18 protein-coding genes are annotated in these 16,127 nt (G+C 66.9%); 12 read left to right on the forward strand and 6 right to left on the reverse strand.

The annotated features are described in order from the left end of the window. Positions 1 to 6: 6 nt before the first annotated feature. The 6 genes from C6A86_RS09675 to C6A86_RS09700 all read left to right on the forward strand — a co-directional run bounded on the left by C6A86_RS09675 (position 7) and on the right by C6A86_RS09700 (position 4,571). Complete coding sequence (locus C6A86_RS09675) at positions 7 to 1,491, forward strand: NAD(P)/FAD-dependent oxidoreductase (protein WP_105363533.1); 1,485 nt, start codon at positions 7 to 9, stop codon at positions 1,489 to 1,491. Between the two features lie 49 nt (positions 1,492 to 1,540). Further along, positions 1,541 to 2,047 (forward strand): nuclear transport factor 2 family protein, encoded by a 507-nt coding sequence (locus C6A86_RS09680; protein WP_233213014.1) that lies wholly within the window; start codon positions 1,541 to 1,543, stop codon positions 2,045 to 2,047. A gap of 161 nt (positions 2,048 to 2,208) precedes the next feature. Further along, the gene (nrdF, locus tag C6A86_RS09685) at positions 2,209 to 3,171 is read left to right on the forward strand and encodes a class 1b ribonucleoside-diphosphate reductase subunit beta (RefSeq protein ID WP_105363541.1); all 963 of its coding nucleotides are present in this window, start codon (positions 2,209 to 2,211) and stop codon (positions 3,169 to 3,171) included. Positions 3,172 to 3,339: 168 nt separating this feature from the next. Beyond that, positions 3,340 to 3,807, forward strand: a complete 468-nt coding sequence (locus C6A86_RS09690) for a hypothetical protein (protein ID WP_311101097.1) — start codon at positions 3,340 to 3,342, stop codon at positions 3,805 to 3,807. A 118-nt stretch (positions 3,808 to 3,925) separates the two neighbouring features. Further along, positions 3,926 to 4,258, forward strand: a complete 333-nt coding sequence (locus C6A86_RS09695) for a hypothetical protein (RefSeq protein ID WP_105363531.1) — start codon at positions 3,926 to 3,928, stop codon at positions 4,256 to 4,258. Between the two features lie 139 nt (positions 4,259 to 4,397). Then, positions 4,398 to 4,571, forward strand: a complete 174-nt coding sequence (locus tag C6A86_RS09700; protein WP_158263267.1) for a hypothetical protein — start codon at positions 4,398 to 4,400, stop codon at positions 4,569 to 4,571. On the opposite strand, the gene C6A86_RS09705 is transcribed toward C6A86_RS09700, so the two are convergent. Continuing rightward, positions 4,561 to 6,042, reverse strand: coding sequence for a GAF domain-containing sensor histidine kinase (locus C6A86_RS09705; RefSeq protein WP_105363539.1), 1,482 nt, complete (start codon positions 6,040 to 6,042; stop codon positions 4,561 to 4,563). The genes C6A86_RS09700 and C6A86_RS09705 overlap by 11 nt on opposite strands. Before the next feature lie 121 nt (positions 6,043 to 6,163). Here C6A86_RS09705 and C6A86_RS09710 point away from each other — a divergent pair, with 121 nt between their 5' ends. Next, positions 6,164 to 6,517: a response regulator transcription factor gene (locus C6A86_RS09710; protein ID WP_105363529.1), complete on the forward strand. Its 354-nt coding sequence runs from the start codon at positions 6,164 to 6,166 to the stop codon at positions 6,515 to 6,517. Positions 6,518 to 6,525: 8 nt separating this feature from the next. Here the strand turns inward: C6A86_RS09710 and C6A86_RS09715 are convergent, their stop codons facing one another. Beyond that, positions 6,526 to 7,179, reverse strand: a complete 654-nt coding sequence (locus tag C6A86_RS09715) for a response regulator transcription factor (RefSeq protein ID WP_105363528.1) — start codon at positions 7,177 to 7,179, stop codon at positions 6,526 to 6,528. A gap of 213 nt (positions 7,180 to 7,392) precedes the next feature. Here C6A86_RS09715 and C6A86_RS09720 point away from each other — a divergent pair, with 213 nt between their 5' ends. From C6A86_RS09720 to C6A86_RS09740, 5 genes are read left to right on the forward strand one after another with little or no spacing between them, the layout of a single operon-like run. Next, positions 7,393 to 8,454: a cupin domain-containing protein gene (locus C6A86_RS09720; RefSeq protein WP_105363527.1), complete on the forward strand. Its 1,062-nt coding sequence runs from the start codon at positions 7,393 to 7,395 to the stop codon at positions 8,452 to 8,454. Next, complete coding sequence (locus tag C6A86_RS09725) at positions 8,451 to 10,646, forward strand: xanthine dehydrogenase family protein molybdopterin-binding subunit (protein WP_105363526.1); 2,196 nt, start codon at positions 8,451 to 8,453, stop codon at positions 10,644 to 10,646. Before C6A86_RS09720 ends, C6A86_RS09725 begins: the two co-directional genes overlap by 4 nt. Further along, on the forward strand, positions 10,643 to 11,155 hold the full coding sequence (locus C6A86_RS09730) for a (2Fe-2S)-binding protein (protein WP_105363525.1): 513 nt from the start codon (positions 10,643 to 10,645) through the stop codon (positions 11,153 to 11,155). The genes C6A86_RS09725 and C6A86_RS09730 overlap by 4 nt, the downstream gene beginning before the upstream one ends. Continuing rightward, positions 11,152 to 12,150: a xanthine dehydrogenase family protein subunit M gene (locus C6A86_RS09735; RefSeq protein WP_105363524.1), complete on the forward strand. Its 999-nt coding sequence runs from the start codon at positions 11,152 to 11,154 to the stop codon at positions 12,148 to 12,150. Before C6A86_RS09730 ends, C6A86_RS09735 begins: the two co-directional genes overlap by 4 nt. Next, the gene (locus C6A86_RS09740) at positions 12,147 to 12,467 is read left to right on the forward strand and encodes a DUF3349 domain-containing protein (RefSeq protein ID WP_105363523.1); all 321 of its coding nucleotides are present in this window, start codon (positions 12,147 to 12,149) and stop codon (positions 12,465 to 12,467) included. The genes C6A86_RS09735 and C6A86_RS09740 overlap by 4 nt, the downstream gene beginning before the upstream one ends. A gap of 6 nt (positions 12,468 to 12,473) precedes the next feature. On the opposite strand, the gene C6A86_RS09745 is transcribed toward C6A86_RS09740, so the two are convergent. The 4 genes from C6A86_RS09745 to C6A86_RS09760 all read right to left on the reverse strand — a co-directional run bounded on the left by C6A86_RS09745 (position 12,474) and on the right by C6A86_RS09760 (position 15,968). Further along, complete coding sequence (locus C6A86_RS09745; RefSeq protein WP_105363522.1) at positions 12,474 to 13,280, reverse strand: DUF6498-containing protein; 807 nt, start codon at positions 13,278 to 13,280, stop codon at positions 12,474 to 12,476. A gap of 93 nt (positions 13,281 to 13,373) precedes the next feature. Beyond that, positions 13,374 to 14,423 (reverse strand): NAD(P)-dependent alcohol dehydrogenase, encoded by a 1,050-nt coding sequence (locus C6A86_RS09750; RefSeq protein ID WP_105363521.1) that lies wholly within the window; start codon positions 14,421 to 14,423, stop codon positions 13,374 to 13,376. A 174-nt stretch (positions 14,424 to 14,597) separates the two neighbouring features. After that, the gene (locus C6A86_RS09755) at positions 14,598 to 14,873 is read right to left on the reverse strand and encodes a YciI family protein (protein WP_105363520.1); all 276 of its coding nucleotides are present in this window, start codon (positions 14,871 to 14,873) and stop codon (positions 14,598 to 14,600) included. A 72-nt stretch (positions 14,874 to 14,945) separates the two neighbouring features. Next, complete coding sequence (locus C6A86_RS09760; protein ID WP_105363519.1) at positions 14,946 to 15,968, reverse strand: iron-siderophore ABC transporter substrate-binding protein; 1,023 nt, start codon at positions 15,966 to 15,968, stop codon at positions 14,946 to 14,948. Positions 15,969 to 16,127 lie beyond the last annotated feature (159 nt).

Raw genomic sequence — 16,127 nt, forward strand, 5'->3', positions numbered from 1 at the left:
GACGTCATGTCTGCCATCACCACCCGCGCACTGATCATCGGGTCCGGATTCTCCGGACTCGGCATGGGGATCGCGCTGAGGAAACAAGGCGTCGACTTCCTGATCCTGGAGAAGTCCGAGGAGATCGGCGGCACCTGGCGCGACAACACCTACCCGGGCTGCGCGTGCGACATCCCGTCGCACATGTACTCGTTCTCGTTCGAGCCCAAGGCCGACTGGACGCACATGTGGTCCTTTCAGCCCGAGATCTTCGACTACCTCAAGGGTGTCACCGACAAGCACGGTTTGCGCCGCCACATCCGGTTCGGTGCGCACGTCGACCGTGCGCACTGGGACGAGGATGAATCGCGCTGGCATGTGTTCGATGCCGCCGGGCAGGAGTACATCGCGCAGTTCCTGGTTTCCGGTGCCGGCGGGCTGCACATCCCATTGATTCCCGAGATCCCCGGCATCGACGAATTCGCCGGTGCGGCTTTTCATTCCGCACAGTGGGACCACGGTGTGGACATCAGCGGCAAGCGGGTGGCGGTGGTCGGTACCGGTGCGAGTGCCATCCAGATCGTGCCCGCCATCGTCGACGACGTCGCCGAATTGCAGCTCTACCAGCGCACCCCGGCCTGGGTGATGCCGCGGCCCAACAACGCCTTCCCGCAGTGGATGCGCACCGTGTTCGCCTCCGTGCCGGGCGTCCGGGCATTGCTGCGGGCCGGTATCTACTGGATTCACGAGGGCGTCGGCTTCGCCATGACCAAACAGCCCAGACTGCTCAAGATCGGCGAGCTGATGGGTAAATGGAATATCAAGCGCAGCATCAAGGATCCCGAGCTACAGCGCAAGCTCACCCCCGACTATCGTGCCGGCTGCAAGCGAATCCTCAACTCCGACACCTACTATCGCGGGATCGCGAACCCGAAGACCAGCGTGATCACCGAGCGGATCGAACGGATCACCCCCCGCGGTATCGTCACCGCCGACGGTGTGGAACATCCGGTGGATGTCTTGGTATGGGCCACCGGATTCCATGTCACCGACTCCTACACCTACGTCGACATCAAGGGCGCCGACGGTGAGGACCTGGTCGATCGCTGGACTGCCGAGGGGATGGCGGCTCACCGTGGAATCACCGTGGCCGGGATGCCCAACCTGTTCTTCCTGCTCGGACCGAACACCGCGCTCGGGCACAATTCGGTGGTGTTCATGATCGAGTCCCAGATCCGCTACGCCGCCCAGGCCATCGCCGCGGTGGACGAGGCAGGTGCGGTCGCGCTCGCGCCGAGCCGCCGCGCGCAGGATGAATACAACGCCGGGTTGCAGCACGACCTGGCCGGCACGGTGTTCAGCACCGGAGGTTGCCAGAGCTGGTACATGGACGCCCACGGCGTCAACCGCACCCTGTGGAGTGGCATGACCTGGCAGTACTGGCTGGCGACGCGCACGTTCAAACCCTCGGAGTACGAATTCACGCGCCTGCCGCAGGCGGTGCGTTCCTAGGAGAACCGCGGCCTCCCAGGCGCATCGACGCGCTCCTAGCGTCGATGTCATGACATTGATGACACGGTTCACCCTGTGGGTGGTCGGCGCGCTGGCGGCCACCGTGATGCTCGGATGCAGTAGCACCGCCGAGAATTCGGCACGCGGCGGGCAACAACAGCGCAATGCCGAGTTGGTGCGCGACGCGTTCGCCCGCGGGGTGAGTGGCGAGGACAGCTTCTATGCGATTCTCGCCGACGACGTGGAATGGACGGTGGCGCGCGCAACCGGGCCGGCCACCTACACCGGCCGCGCCGAATTCCTGCGCGACGGCGCCGGTCCCATCGTGTCCCGGCTCAACGGCCCGATCCAGGCCGAGGTCCGCGAACTGGTCACCGACGGTGACGTGGTGGTGGCCCGTTGGCGCGGCACCGCCACCGCGCTCGACGGCCGCCCGTACGTCAACGAGTACGCCTGGGTGATGACCATGCGTGACGACCGGGTGGTGCGCGTAACCGCCTATCTGGACCTGGTCGCGCTGCAGGAGTTGCTCGACAGAGTGGCCCCGGCGGCGTGATCCTGCACTGGAAAGTCCGGTGACGCGCGACACGCCAGAACACAACATCTCGTATAGCTCGGCGATGTCGCACACCAGTTGTAGTGTTGACCTCGTCGCGGGATACATCCCGGCGAAAGAATGAAAAGCCAGGTGAAATGGGGTCCAAGGTGTCCGATGGAATGAAGCTGATCGACCGCGTCTCGGCCATCAACTGGAACCGTCTCCAGGACGACAAAGATGCCGAGGTGTGGGAGCGGCTCACCGGGAACTTCTGGTTGCCCGAGAAGGTGCCGGTCTCCAATGACATCCCGTCCTGGGGCACCCTCAACGAGCACGAGAAGCAGCTCACCATGCGGGTCTTCACCGGCCTGACCCTGCTGGACACCATCCAGGGCACCGTCGGCGCCGTCAGCCTCATCCCCGACGCGCTGACCCCGCACGAAGAGGCCGTGTACACCAACATCGCGTTCATGGAGTCGGTGCACGCCAAGAGCTACAGCAACATCTTCTCCACGTTGTGCTCGACGGCCGAGATCGACGAGGCGTTCCGCTGGTCGGAGGAGAATCCGAACCTGCAGCGCAAGGCGCAGATCGTGATGGACTTCTACAAGGGCGACGACCCGCTCAAGCGCAAGGTGGCCTCCACGCTGCTGGAGAGCTTCCTGTTCTACTCCGGCTTCTACCTGCCGATGTACTGGTCCAGCCGTGCCAAGCTCACCAACACCGCCGACATGATTCGGCTGATCATCCGCGACGAGGCCGTGCACGGCTACTACATCGGCTACAAGTACCAGAAGGGCCTGGCCCTTGTCGACGACGCCCGCAAGCAGGAGCTCAAGGACTACACCTACGAGCTGCTCTTCGAGCTCTACGACAACGAGGTCGAATACACCCAGGACCTGTATGACGGTGTCGGGCTGAGCGAGGACGTCAAGAAGTTCCTGCGCTACAACGCCAACAAGGCGCTGATGAACCTCGGCTACGAGGCGCTGTTCCCGAAGGACGAGACCGACGTCAACCCGGCGATCCTGTCCGCGCTGAGCCCCAACGCCGACGAGAACCACGACTTCTTCTCCGGCTCGGGTTCCAGTTACGTGATCGGCAAGGCCGTGAACACCCAGGACGAGGACTGGGACTTCTAAAGGTCCAGTAAAGGTCCAGCGAGCGGGTGACCGGACGGCGTCTCACCGATACCGAGATCGATGGGGCGTGGCGGCCGTGGACGCCCGACGAGGTCGCCCGGCGACTGTCGGCGGTCACCGCCCCGTGGTGCGTGGCGGCCGGGTGGGCTCTGGAACTGTTCTCCAACTTTGTGGCCCGCGAACACCACGACCTCGAAGATCGCGGTGCCCGCCGCGCGGTTCGGGGAGATCGAAGCGGCGCTCCCGGGATTTCACTGGGATGTGGTGGGCGACGGCCAGGTATGGCCGTACCCCCAGGAACGGACGAACCACTTCCAGACCTGGCTACGGGACCCCGCGAGCGGTCACTATCACCTTGACGTGTTTCGGGAACCGCACGTCGACGATCGCTGGATCTGCCGCCGTGACACGTCGATCACGCTGCCCTACAGCGAGTTGATCCTGCACACCCGCGGCGGCATCCCGTACCTCGTACCCGAGGTGGTGCTGCTGTTCAAGGCCAAGCATCTTCGGGCCAAGGACCAGAACGATTTTGTCCGGGTACTGCCGTGCCTGGACACGCATCGACGGTCACGGCTGCGTGAGTGGCTCAACCGGGTCCACCCGGGCCATCGGTGGATCGCTGCGCTTTCCTAGCAAAGGCGGTGACAGTGCTGAGCGGTGTCACGTTTCACCCGGTGATCTCGGCAGAAGTGTGCTAAACACGCAAGCGGAATGAGCGCGCCGCTAAGGTGCCGACGACTGGAGAACCGCCATGACCGAGCCCGTCAGCGGTGCTGAGATCGATGGTGTCGCACCCACGGCCGAGCCCAAACAGTCCGGCTGGCGCGTGCTGCTCGACGCGCTCAAGCCCTCGACGGTGTGGAAAATGGCCGACGGCCAGCCCGTGGTGCTCAAGCAGTTCGTGCAGTTCTGCCTGATCATCGTCTATCCGGGGTGGGTGCTGGGCATCCTTGGCTGTCTCGCCGTCTACGGCCTGTTCTACATCACCGTCTACCCCGCGCTGTGGTTGCTGTTCTGGCCGATGCGGGCCTGGATGAAGAAGAATCGGCCCGATGAGTACGCCGAGAGCCAGCGCAAGAAATAGCTGACCTTGCCGGCGTTTGACGTCCCACGTCAGCGGGCATTCTTCTTACCAAGTTCATGGCTTTTGTTGAGGGTCCTCAATGGTCCGCAGCGGAGTCTGGAGCCCAGACGGTGAGAAAAGCCGCTCCGAGGAGGACATCATGGCGATGATTGCAATGGCCGACACCAATGTCGTCGAGCTCTCCGCGCGCCGTGCCAGGCGCAACTTACGCGCGATCAACGAGGCCAAGTACCGGCACCCGTCCTATGTCGGCCGGATGACCGTCGCCAAGGCCGATCCCGAGGCGTGCCGGGTGCTGCAGTTCAGGAGCTGACCGGGATTGTCGCGCGCAGCGTGGTGCCCTCACCTGGCGTGCTGGCCACCGTGAACTGCCCCGACAGCGCCTCCACCCGGTCCCGCAGACCGATCAGCCCCGACCCACCGCCCGTCTGGGCGCCGCCGACACCGTCGTCGGCGACCGACAGGTGCAGCACGCCGTCCTCGATGTAGAGACAGACCGTCACCACCTCCGCCCCGGCGTATTTCGCCGTGTTGGTGAGCGATTCGGCGATGACGTAATAGGCGGCCACCTCGACAGACTCGGGCAGCCGGCCCTCGGCCCGCACATCGAGTTCCACGGGAACGGGCGACCGGCGCGCCAACGCCCGCAGCGCCGGGCGCAGCCCGCCCCGCGACAGCACGGCCGGGTGCATGCCGCGCGAGAGTTCCTGCAGATCGGTGTGCAACTCCGCCAGACCATTGACCACCTGCGACAGTTCGGTGCGCAGCGGATCAGCTGCCAAGGCCTCGATGGCCCGCAGCTGCAAGCTCAGTGACACGATGCGCTGCTGGGCGCCGTCGTGCAGGTCGCGTTCGAAACCGCGCCGCGCCTCATCGGCGGCGGCCACGATGCGCGCACGTGATGCGGTGAGCTCGGCGCGGGTCTCGGCGTTGGCGAGCGCCGTGGAGACGAGATCGGCGAAGTCGCCGACGTGATCCTGGAGGTGCGGCGAAATTGCCTGTGACTGACGTGATCCCACCAGCAGGGCGCCTCGGATGGCGCCGTCCACGACCAACGGGGTGCCGGCTCCCGACCGCACCCCCAGGCCCTGCAGCCGCGTGGCGATGGGGCCGGCCGCGGTGGCGTAGTCATCGATGCGGTCGGGCAGACCGGTCCTGAGGATGCGGGCGCTGATGCTGTCACCGGTCAGCGCAAACCGTTCGCCGACAGACATTGCGTTGCTTCCCGCCGGATCGGCGCGGTCCCGCGCGGCGACCACGACGCAGCTGTGTTCGGATTCGAAACGCACCAGCGTCACGTGATCGGCTCCGAGGCTCTGGGAAAGCTCATCGACGGCCACGGTGGACACCTCTGCAGGGTCGGCAGACCGCGCGACGAGGGTGGCCACCCTGCGCAGCGCGGCCTGCTGCGCGGCGAGGGAATCGGCGTGAGCTCGACGCTGTTCGGCTTCGGCGGCACGCAATCGGGCTTGCCCGACAAGGACATTGGTCAGCAACGCCAGCGTCAGGAACACCGCCAGCGCGGGGGCCAGGCTGTCCCGTCCCTCCAGGTGCAGATACGCATACACCGCCGCACTCGCCAGCGAGGTCGCGACGGCCAATCCCACATCCCAGCCCGCCGAGACCACCAGCACACCGAGCAGGAGCAGCGCACCGAACGCATTCTCGGGGGCAACCTGCTTGAGCGCGGCCACCGCACCGACCTCGGCGATCAGGAACAGGATTGCCACGATGATGCCGACGCCGACCGGGCGCGCAGTGGGGCGCACCACCTGTGCCAGCATCCGGTTCGGCAGGGTTCGCCAGGTCACCGGGCGATGGTAGCCCCGCGCAGGGATGGCGGCGTCGGCGAAGATTCCCGTTAACAGGAATGCCATTGCCGGACCTGCCTGCCAAGCTGGTGTCATGACTGTTCCGCGCTGCTTGATCGTCGATGACAGCGCCGCGTTCCGGGACGCCGCGCGCGCCATGCTGGAACGCGGTGGCTTCGCGGTGGTCGGCGCTGCGGCCGACGCCACGGAGGCGGTGCGGCTGGCTGCCGAACTGCATCCCGACCTCGCGCTCGTGGACGTCGATCTGGGGGCCGACAGCGGATTCGATGTCGCCGGCCGGCTCAACGACAGCCACCGCGACATCGCGGTGATCCTCACCTCCACCCATGATGAGCAGGATTTCGCGGATCTGGTGGCCGCGAGCCCGGCCAGAGGGTTCCTGCCCAAACTCACCTTGTCCGCGGAAGCGATCCGCGGCCTGCTCTGACGGACGGGTTATCGCGATTCGAGGTACACGATGACCGCCCGCACCCGGCGGTGATCGTCGCCGGTCTCGGGGAGATCCAGCTTCGTCAGGATGCTGCGCACATGCTTTTCGACGGTGCCTTCGGTGACCCACAAGCGGCGCCCGATGCCCCCGTTGGACAGGCCCTCGGCCATCAGCGTGAGTACCTCGCGTTCACGGTTGCTCAACGCCGCCAGCGGATCGTCGCGCCGGCGCGCGGAGACCAACTCGGCCACCAGGGCGGGGTCGATCACCGAGGCGCCATGGCTGACGCGGCGCAGCGTGTCCACGAAATCGTTCACGTCGACCACGCGGCTCTTGAGCAGATAGCCGATGCTGTGACCGCCGGCCAGCAGTTCCATGGCGTGATCGACGTCGACGTGCGCCGAGAGCACCATGATCGCCGTCTCCGGCGAGCGTTCGCGGATAAGCCGGGCGGCATCCAGACCCTCGGTGCTGTGTCCCGGCGGCATCCGGATATCGGTGAGCACCAGCTGAGGATCCTGCCCGTCCACCAGTGCCAGCAGCTGCTCGGCGTCGCCCGCCTGGCCCACGACCTCGAACCCTTCGCGCTGCAGCAGACTCGCGAGACCTTCGCGCAACAGCACGTCATCGTCGGCGATGACCACCCGCAGGGCATCCATGCTGTCCTTTCGGCGCCGACCCTTTCCGCGCGGCTGCATTGTCGCACCCGGCGCGCTGTCCGCGCGCCGGGTGCGGCGCGGAATGGGGGCTACCCGGTAGTGCGGCCTGCGGGAAAACGGCGCCGGCGTTGCCGGGCAGCGTCGTCGACAGCGGGCGCCCGGCAGAGCAGGCTTGGACCCATCGAGTCGCCGAGTCCAGCCGAGGAGCACATCATGACCGCAGCACCCGCCCGCAGCCCGCACGCCATCTCCCTGATCGGCAGTGACGATGTCGAACAGTCCGATCTCGGCTCCATCCACCGGATCACCGCGGACAACTTCCCGATCCTGCGCGGGCTGTCGATGAAACGACTGGTGCTCAACCCGGGTGCGATGCGGACACCGCACTGGCACGCCAACGCCAACGAACTGACCTACTGCGTGTCCGGCACCGCGTTGGTTTCAATCCTCGACGACCACAGCCGGTTCTCCACGTTCGTGCTCACCGCCGGGCAGATGTTCCACGCGAATTCCGGTTCGCTGCACCATATCGAGAACATCGGCACCGATGTGGCCGAGTTCATCGTCGCGTTCCGCAGTGAACGCCCCGAGGACTTCGGCTTCGGCGCGACGCTCGGCGCGTTCAGCGACGCGGTGCTGGGCAACACCTACGATCTGCCGGCCTCCGATATGGCCAAGATCCGCCGCGACAGGACCGACCGCAGACTCGCCGCCCGCACCGGCGATCCCGAGATCCCGGCGACCGCGTACTTCAGCGATCCGCACAAGTTCGATATCGAGGCCCAGCCGCCCGGCCTCAACTACGTCAGCGGTACCGCGCGCTTCGCCCGCGACCAGTTCTGGCCCATCTTGAAGGACCTCTCGATGTACTCGCTGCGGGTCAACGACGACGGGATGCGGGAACCGCACTGGCACCCGGTGACCGCCGAGATGGGCTACGTCCAGCACGGCGACGCCCGCATGACGATCATGAATCCCGATGGCACGCTTGACACCTGGAACCTGACCACCGGGGACATGTACTTCATTCCGCGCGCCTACCCGCATCACATCGAGAACATCGGCAACGATCAGTGGCATTTCCTGATCTTCTTCGACCAGCCTTCGCCTGCCGATATCGGCTACCGCGCCTCGGCGAGCGCCTACTCGCGGCAGGTGCTCGCCGCCGCCTTCGACACTCACATCGACGATCTGCCCGAGTTCCCGTTCACCCCGGCCGATCCGCTGATCGTGTCGCGCTGCAACCCCGTCGACACCGACGCCGTCGAACCGTGACATCCGCCGTCGGGCGGCCGGTCGATCGCATCGAGGGCCGCGACAAGGTCACCGGGGCGGCTCGCTACGCCGCCGACACGGTGATCGACGGAGTCGTGCACGGCGTGCTGGTGCAGTCCACCATCGCGAAGGGACACGTCACTGCCGACTCCATGACGGCGGCCGCCGCCACGGCAGCGGCAGCGCCGGGTGTGCTGCACGTGCTGACGCCTCTGAATTGCCCACCGCTGCAAGTTCTTCCGGTGGACATGACCTGGGACCTGCCGCTGGAACGCCGCCCCCCGCTCTCGGATCTGACCGTGCAGCACGTCGGGCAGCACCTCGCGGTCGTCATCGCAGAAACCCCGGAGCAGGCCGCCGATGCGGCCTCGCTGATGTGCTTGGACTACGTGCACGAACCCGCCCAGCTGAGCGCCGCGGACGTGCTGGGCGCCCCGGTGCCCGCCGACGAGAAGGACGGCCAGATCCGTTACGGCACTTACCGGCCCGACCATTTCGTGAAGCTGGACGAGGAAAAGCTGCAGGACAGCCGAGGGGCCGCAGACGAACCCGATGGCATCCGGGTCGCGGCTCGGTTCACCACACCCATCAACGCGCACTATCCAATCGAACTGTCGGCGACCGTCGCCCACTGGGACGGCGACATGCTGACCGTGCATGACAGCACCCGCTGGATCACCGGCGAAAGACGTGCGCTGGCCGCCTATCTGGGTATTGACGAGGACCAGGTGCGGATACTGTCCCCGCTGGTCGGCGGCGCGTTCGGGTCGAAGAGCTTCCTGTGGATGCATGTGGTGCTGTGCGCGGTGGCCGCCAGGCAGGTCGGCAGGCCGGTGAAACTGATGCTGACCCGCAACCAGATGTTCAGCTCGACCGGGCACCGGCCGCGCACCGAACAGCAGGTGGCGCTGGTGGCCGATGCCGGCGGCAGCCTGCTGAGCACCGAACAGCACACCCTCACCGAGACGTCCACGGTGGCGCATTTCTGCGAACCGGTCGGACTGACGGCCCGCTTCCTCTACGCGTCCCCGCGGATGGTGGTCTCCCATACGGTCGCCCGGATCAACGCACCCACACCGTGTTTCATGCGCGGTCCGGGGGAGGCGCCGGGCATGTTCGCCCTCGAAGTGGCGATGGACGAACTCGCCGAGGCCACCGTAACCGACCCCGTGACACTGCGGCTGCACAACGACCCGGCCTGCGACCAGCCCAGCGGCCGGGCCTGGTCGGGCAAGCACCTGCGGGACTGCTATCTGCAGGGCGCCGAGCGGTTCGGCTGGTCGCAGCGGCCCGCCGCACCACGCACGATGCGGCGCAACGGGATCCAGGTCGGGTGGGGGATGGCGACCGCCAGCTATCCCGGGCGCCGGATGGCTTCCGGGTGCCGGGTGGTCACCACCGCCGACGGGCAGATCCGGTTCGCCGCGGCCACCCACGAGATCGGCACCGGTGTGCGCACCGTCATGGCGCAGGTCGGCGCCGATGCCACCGGGATGCCGCTGGAGGCGGTGACGTTCGAATCCGGTGACTCGCTGTTCCCCGACGCGCCCTACAGCGGTGCCTCGCAGACCACGGCCACGGTGGGCTCCGCGGTCGCACTCGCCGGCCGGCAGTGGCGCCAGCGTGTGGGCCGCACACTGACCTCGGCCGCCGAACTGCGCGATGTGCTGCGTGCCGAGCCCGAGCTGTGCGAGCGGCTGACGTTCACCGTCACCAGCGGCGGACCCGACGAAACCGGGCCACTGTCACAGTCTTTCGGCGCTCATTTCTGCGAGGTGGAGGTGGACGAGGAAATCGGCCGGGTAGCGGTGACCCGATGGACCGCGGTCATGGACTGCGGGCGTGTCCTGAACCCGAAGCTGGCGGCCAATCAGGTGATGGGCGGTATCAATTTCGGGCTGGGGATGGCGCTGCTGGAACAGGTGCCCTATGACGAGCGCACCGGCCAGCTCATCGGCGAGTACTACCTGCCCACGCATGCCGACCGCCCCGACTTCGACATCACCTTCATCGACGTTCCCGACTTCGGCCTCGACCCGATCGGGGTGCGCGGTATCGGCGAGATCGGTACCTGCGGGGTGCCCGCCGCCATCGCCAATGCGGTGTACCACGCCACCGGTAAGCGGCTGCGTGATCTGCCGATCACCCTGGAATCCCTGCTACAGCCCTTCGAACCGGAGCCGACGTCATGACCGATCTACAGCTGACCGTCAACGGCACACGGCACGAGCTGAGCGCCGACATCCGCACCACCCTGCTGGACCTGCTGCGCGAACGGCTCGGGCTCACCGGGACCAAGAAGGGCTGCGATCACGGACTGTGCGGTGCCTGCACGGTGACCGTCGACGGGGAGCGGGTGCTGAGCTGTCTGACGCTGGCCGCCTCGATCGACGGCGCGGCGGTCCAGACGATCGAGGGTGACGGCGGGGAGTTGGACACCGTCCAGTGCGCCTTCATCCGGCATGACGGATTTCAGTGCGGGTACTGCACTTCCGGTCAGATCACCTCGGCACGTGCGGTGCTGCGCGAGTTCGGCCGCGGAGATCTGTCCGCGGCGTCGTTCGAGGGGTGTCGGCACACCCTCACCGACGGGCCGGACGCGTTGTCCGACGCGGAGATCCGGGAACGGATGGCCGGCAACATCTGCCGGTGCGGGGCCTACGCCAACATCGTCGCGGCGATCAAGGATGTGGCGTTGTGAAGACCTTTGCCTTCGAGCACGCCGGCACGGTCGACGGTGCGGTGCGCAGCGCCACCGCCGGTGCCCGCTACTACGCCGGTGGCACCAACCTGCTCGATCTGATGAAGCTCGGCGTCGAAAGCCCCGCCGCGCTGGTCGACATCGGCCGCCTCGACCTGCGATCGATCACCCCGACCGAGGACGGAGGGGTGCTGGTGGGCGCGGGGGCCACCAACAGCGCGACGGCCAACCACCCGCTGATCCGCGGGCAGTACCCGATGCTGTCGCAGGCGATCCTGTCCGGTGCCACCACCCAGATCCGCAATATGGCCACCGTCGGGGGAAACCTCATGCAGCGCACCCGGTGCCCGTACTTCATGGATCCTTCCTTCGCCCACTGCAACAAGCGCAATCCGGGATCCGGCTGCGCCGCGCTGCAGGGGTTCAACCGGGAACACGCCTTGTTCGGCGCCAGCGCGGCGTGTGTGGCGGTGCACCCCTCCGATATGGCGGTCGCCCTGGCCGCGCTCGATGCCCGCCTGCATGTCCAAGGACCCGAGGGCCACCGACTGCAGCGCATCGACGAGTTCTTCGCGCTGCCAGGGGATACTCCGGTACGCGACAACACCCTGCGCCCCGGCGAACTGATCACCGGGATCGAACTACCGCCGTCACCGCTGGGCCCGCACAGCTGGTATCTCAAGGTGCGCGACCGACACAGCTACGCATTCGCCCTGGTGTCGGTGGCGGCAGGCGTCGAACTCGCCGACGGCGAGATCGTGGCCGCCGCGCTGGCGCTGGGAGGTGTGGCCGCCAGACCCTGGCGGGGGGCCGCGGCCGAAGCGAGCCTGATCGGTTCCCCGGCCGGTGACGCCTCGTTCCGCGCCGCGGCCGAGTTGATCACCGACGGGGCCGCCCCGCTGGCGCAGAACGGGTTCAAGGTCGATCTCGCCAGAAACAGTGTGGTGCGGGCGCTGCGCCGTGCCGTGCCGTCCAATGAGACACTCAGCTCATGACCGTCACCACTCTGATGGCTTCGATCTTGAACTGGCTGCGCGCCGGTTACCCGGACGGGGTTCCCGGTCCGGACCAGGTGCCGCTGCTGGCGCTGCTGCGGGCCACCCCACTGACCGAAGACCAGGTGCAAGAGGTGGTGCGCAATATCGCCGAGGTCGCTGCGCCCGCCGATATCGAGGAACCGATCACGCGCGACGACATTGCTGCATCGATCTCTGAGGTCACCAAACACGATGCGGGCCCGGAGAATACCGCCAGGGTGGCGGCGAAGTTGGCGGCCGCGGGATGGCCACTGGCCGACCTCGCCGGACAGTAGCCGGCGCTACCCGTCGGCCCAGGGCCGTTCGTTGGCTTCCAGGCGCTGCCGTTCCTCGGTGCGCTCGTCGGCCCAGGACTCCTCGAACCGCTTGCCCGGTGTCGCGCTCGGTATCCGGTTCAGCATGTTGCTCAGCCACTTCGGTGGCCGGGCCGGTTCCCATTGGGGCAGAGCGGTGCTCAGTGAGGCCATGGTCTTGAGGACCACGAACACACCGAAGAACGCGTCCGGTGTGTCGGTGAGCGCGATCGCGACGAAACCGATGAGCAGCGTGAGATGCACGACCATGACCCGGCTGAGCACCTGGCTGGAGGTCTGCTCAAGTTGGCGGAACGACCAGCGCCGCAGGCTGAGCAGATCCACCAGGAAGCCCACCGTCAGAAAGGCCAGCACGCTGAGGCAGCCGAATGCCGCACTACGCCAATCAATCTGGGCGAGATGGCCGACCTTGTTGTGATTGAGCAGGAAGAGGATGACGCCCAGGAACACGCCGTGTGCGGCGCAGAAGCTCAGGCTGACGACCCCGAAGCTGGACAGAAACGTCGACAGCGGTTTTCGGCGCCGGGTCTTCGATGTCCGGTAGTCGATGTGTCCGCCGCCCTGATGGCCCGCCGCGTTGTACCGGAAATGGCCACGGCGCGGTGACCATCGCTGATGCAAGGCGATCCGCGCCAACACGAACAGGCAGGCGGCGAGCGTCTCGAACCAGTAGACCGCCAGGGTGGTTCCACCGGACCAATGCTGGGTGAACCAGCCGACCACGGGGACGGCGATGACCCCGAGAGCGGACAGCACGTGCAGGATCCGGTTCACCCGCAGATCGTTGCACGCCGCAAAGAGAGACACCGGGTCCCGCCGCTGTGGCGATACCCGGTGTCTGTCGGCCGTGGTGGCAGCCTGGATCGGCTACAGCGTCGAGGTGTCGATGACGAAGCGGTACCGCACATCGCTGGCGAGCACCCGCTCGTAGGCCTCGTTGACGTAGGAGGCCTCGATGACCTCGATCTCCGGGGTCACGTCATACTCGGCGCAGAAGTCCAGCATCTCCTGGGTCTCGGCGATACCACCGATCATCGAACCGGCCAGGCTGCGGCGCAGCCCACCCAGCGGGAAGAACGGCACCGACAGCGGCTGCTCGGGAGCACCCAGTTCGACCAAGGTGCCGTCGCGGCCCAGCAGACCCAGGTAGGCGCCCATGTCCAGGTTGGCCGACACGGTGTTCAGGATCAGGTCGAACTTGCCCGCGAGCTTGGTGAAGGTGTCCGGGTCGGAGGTGGCGTAGTACTCGTCGGCGCCCAGGCGCAGACCGTCTTCCATCTTCTTGAGCGACTGGCTCAGCACGGTGACGTGCGCACCCATCGCGTGGGCGATCTTCACACCCATGTGGCCGAGACCACCGAGGCCGATGACGGCGACCTTCTTACCGGGGCCGGCGTTCCAGTGCCGCAGCGGCGAGTACAGCGTGATGCCGGCGCACAGCAGGGGAGCAGCCTTGTCCAGCGGGATGCTGTCGGGGATGCGCAGCACGTAGTTCTCGTCGACGACGATCGCGGTGCTGTAGCCGCCGTAGGTGGGGGTGCCGTCCTTGCCGGTGGCGTTGTAGGTGCCGATCATGCCGCCCGGGCCGGTGCAGTACTGCTCCAGGCCTTCCTTGCAGCTGTCGCATTCGCGGCAGGAGTCGACGAAGCAGCCGACGCCGACGTGGTCGCCGACCTTGTACTTGGTCACCTCCGAGCCGATCTCGGTGACGATGCCGGCGATCTCATGGCCGACGACGACGGGGTAGTTGGGCTCGCCCCACTCACCCTTGACGGTGTGGATGTCGCTGTGACAGATACCGGCGAACTTGATGTCGAACGCGACATCGTGCGGGCCTACATCCCGTCGCTCGATGGTCGTCTTCTTCAGTGGCGACGTGGCCGAGTCGGCGGCGTAAGCGGAAACAGTGGTGGTCATCGATCAGTCCTCTACATGCGTTTTGTATTTGTGGACAGCCATGCATGTCCACGTGCGAATACATGCACCTTCACCAGACAGTAGTGAAGGAAACAGAATTGAGCGCGGTGTGCGCCCTGTGGAACACAACCCGACGGGTACCCGGTCTAATCCCGGTTGAAGCTGTGAATCGGCTTATAGCCCCGGCGCGCGGAAACCGGGAGTGAAGCTGACCCGGTCGTAGCGGACGACGCCGGCCTGGGTGTACGGGTCGCTCGCGGCGAGGGCGTCGGCGTCCTCGGCGGACATCTCGGCCGCGATCAGTACCGCACCGTCCTGGGATTGCACCCGCCCGGCCAGCAGGATACGGCCGGCGGCGACCTCGTCGGTCAACCATTGCAGATGCGCCGGACGGGTCTTGTCGATGACGTCGAGCGGCTGCAGGTAGGTGATCGTCAGTACGTGGAACACGCGCCGAAGTTTACCGGCGGGCTGGGGGTACCTCCCGCTTGCGCGGGAGAGCGTAGCGACCGGGGAATCGGGTCAGTTGATGGGTGCGTTCAGCCAGCGCAGGTCGTCGACGATGCCGCGGGCGGCGACCACGCCCTGCCCCGTCTGCCATACCTCGTTGTTCACCGCGTACACCCGGTCGTCCCGGTTGGCCGAGAGTTTGCGCCAGGCGTCGCTGTTGAGGACGGTGGCCGCCCGTTCCCTGGCTTCGGCCGTCTCGAAGGACAGGTAGATGATGTCACCGTCGGCCGCGGACAGATCGGTGTCCGCGGACAGTTCGGCGGTACTCACCTCGGTGTAGGGCACATCCGTGAAGCGTTGTGCCGCAGGACGATCCACGCCGACCGCGCGCAGTACGGTGGCCGGGAAGTTCGCCGCGCCGTACACCCGCATGGTGGTCTCGGTGAACTGCACGACCGAGGCCTGGAAGTGGGTGGCGTCCACGCGGTCACCGGCTTCGCGGGCGTCGCGGGCGAACCCGTCGAGCACCGCATCGGCGGCGCCGGGGCGCCCGGTCGCGGCGGCCACCGCGCGCAGGGTCTCCTGCCAGTCGGTGGCGCCGCCGGTGAACACCGTGGGCGCGATCTCGGTCAGCGCGGCGAACGAATCGGGCGTCTGGGTCACCGAACCCAGGATCAGGTCGGGGGCTGCACCGCGGATCGCGTCCAGGTCCGGCGCGTCGCGCGGACCGAACCCCGGCGCGTCGTGCAGGACGGTGCCCAGGTAGGACGGCTGGGGCACGGTGGTCCCGACCACCCGGCCCTGCAGGCCCAGCGCGCAGAGTGCGTCGAGCTCGGAACTCGACAGCGCCACGATCCGCTGCGGGTCGCCGCGCAGGTCGGGGGACGGGGCGGCCGCCGGTTCGGGGGCGCACGATTCGTCGGGTTTGCGATGGTTGCCCAACACGTCGGCGCTGGCGATCCGGGTGGTGCTGGTGATCGGGGCACCCGGGTCGGTGGTCGGCGCGGTCTCGGCGGCCCCACAGGCCGTCAGCAGGGTGAACGAGGCCGCGACACCCGCGGCGAGCAGGCCCTTGCGCGCAGTGGGGAACGGCACGCGCCCGAGGGTAGCAACAGCGCTGTTCCCGGCCGGTCAGACACCGTCCACACGCGAATACGACAGTTTGTAGGACACCGATGCCGCGGCTGGCGGAGATGGGGATAAGATGCCCGACAGAGCCATTGCCGGGATGACCCGTCGACTTTTTATGGAGGA

Source organism: Mycobacterium sp. ITM-2016-00316 (genome assembly GCF_002968335.2).
Classification (GTDB): domain Bacteria; phylum Actinomycetota; class Actinomycetes; order Mycobacteriales; family Mycobacteriaceae; genus Mycobacterium.

Bases quoted from the DNA above. Each gene is read 5' to 3' on its own strand.
- C6A86_RS09675 (WP_105363533.1), top strand. From the start codon at position 7: ATGTCTGCCATCACCACCCGCGCACTGATCATCGGGTCCGGATTCTCC.
- C6A86_RS09680 (WP_233213014.1), top strand. From the start codon at position 1,541: ATGACATTGATGACACGGTTCACCCTGTGGGTGGTCGGCGCGCTGGCG.
- nrdF (WP_105363541.1), top strand. From the start codon at position 2,209: ATGAAGCTGATCGACCGCGTCTCGGCCATCAACTGGAACCGTCTCCAG.
- C6A86_RS09695 (WP_105363531.1), top strand. From the start codon at position 3,926: ATGACCGAGCCCGTCAGCGGTGCTGAGATCGATGGTGTCGCACCCACG.
- C6A86_RS09700 (WP_158263267.1), top strand. From the start codon at position 4,398: ATGGCGATGATTGCAATGGCCGACACCAATGTCGTCGAGCTCTCCGCG.
- C6A86_RS09705 (WP_105363539.1), bottom strand. From the start codon at position 6,042: ATGCTGGCACAGGTGGTGCGCCCCACTGCGCGCCCGGTCGGCGTCGGC.
- C6A86_RS09710 (WP_105363529.1), top strand. From the start codon at position 6,164: ATGACTGTTCCGCGCTGCTTGATCGTCGATGACAGCGCCGCGTTCCGG.
- C6A86_RS09715 (WP_105363528.1), bottom strand. From the start codon at position 7,179: ATGGATGCCCTGCGGGTGGTCATCGCCGACGATGACGTGCTGTTGCGC.
- C6A86_RS09720 (WP_105363527.1), top strand. From the start codon at position 7,393: ATGACCGCAGCACCCGCCCGCAGCCCGCACGCCATCTCCCTGATCGGC.
- C6A86_RS09730 (WP_105363525.1), top strand. From the start codon at position 10,643: ATGACCGATCTACAGCTGACCGTCAACGGCACACGGCACGAGCTGAGC.
- C6A86_RS09740 (WP_105363523.1), top strand. From the start codon at position 12,147: ATGACCGTCACCACTCTGATGGCTTCGATCTTGAACTGGCTGCGCGCC.
- C6A86_RS09750 (WP_105363521.1), bottom strand. From the start codon at position 14,423: ATGACCACCACTGTTTCCGCTTACGCCGCCGACTCGGCCACGTCGCCA.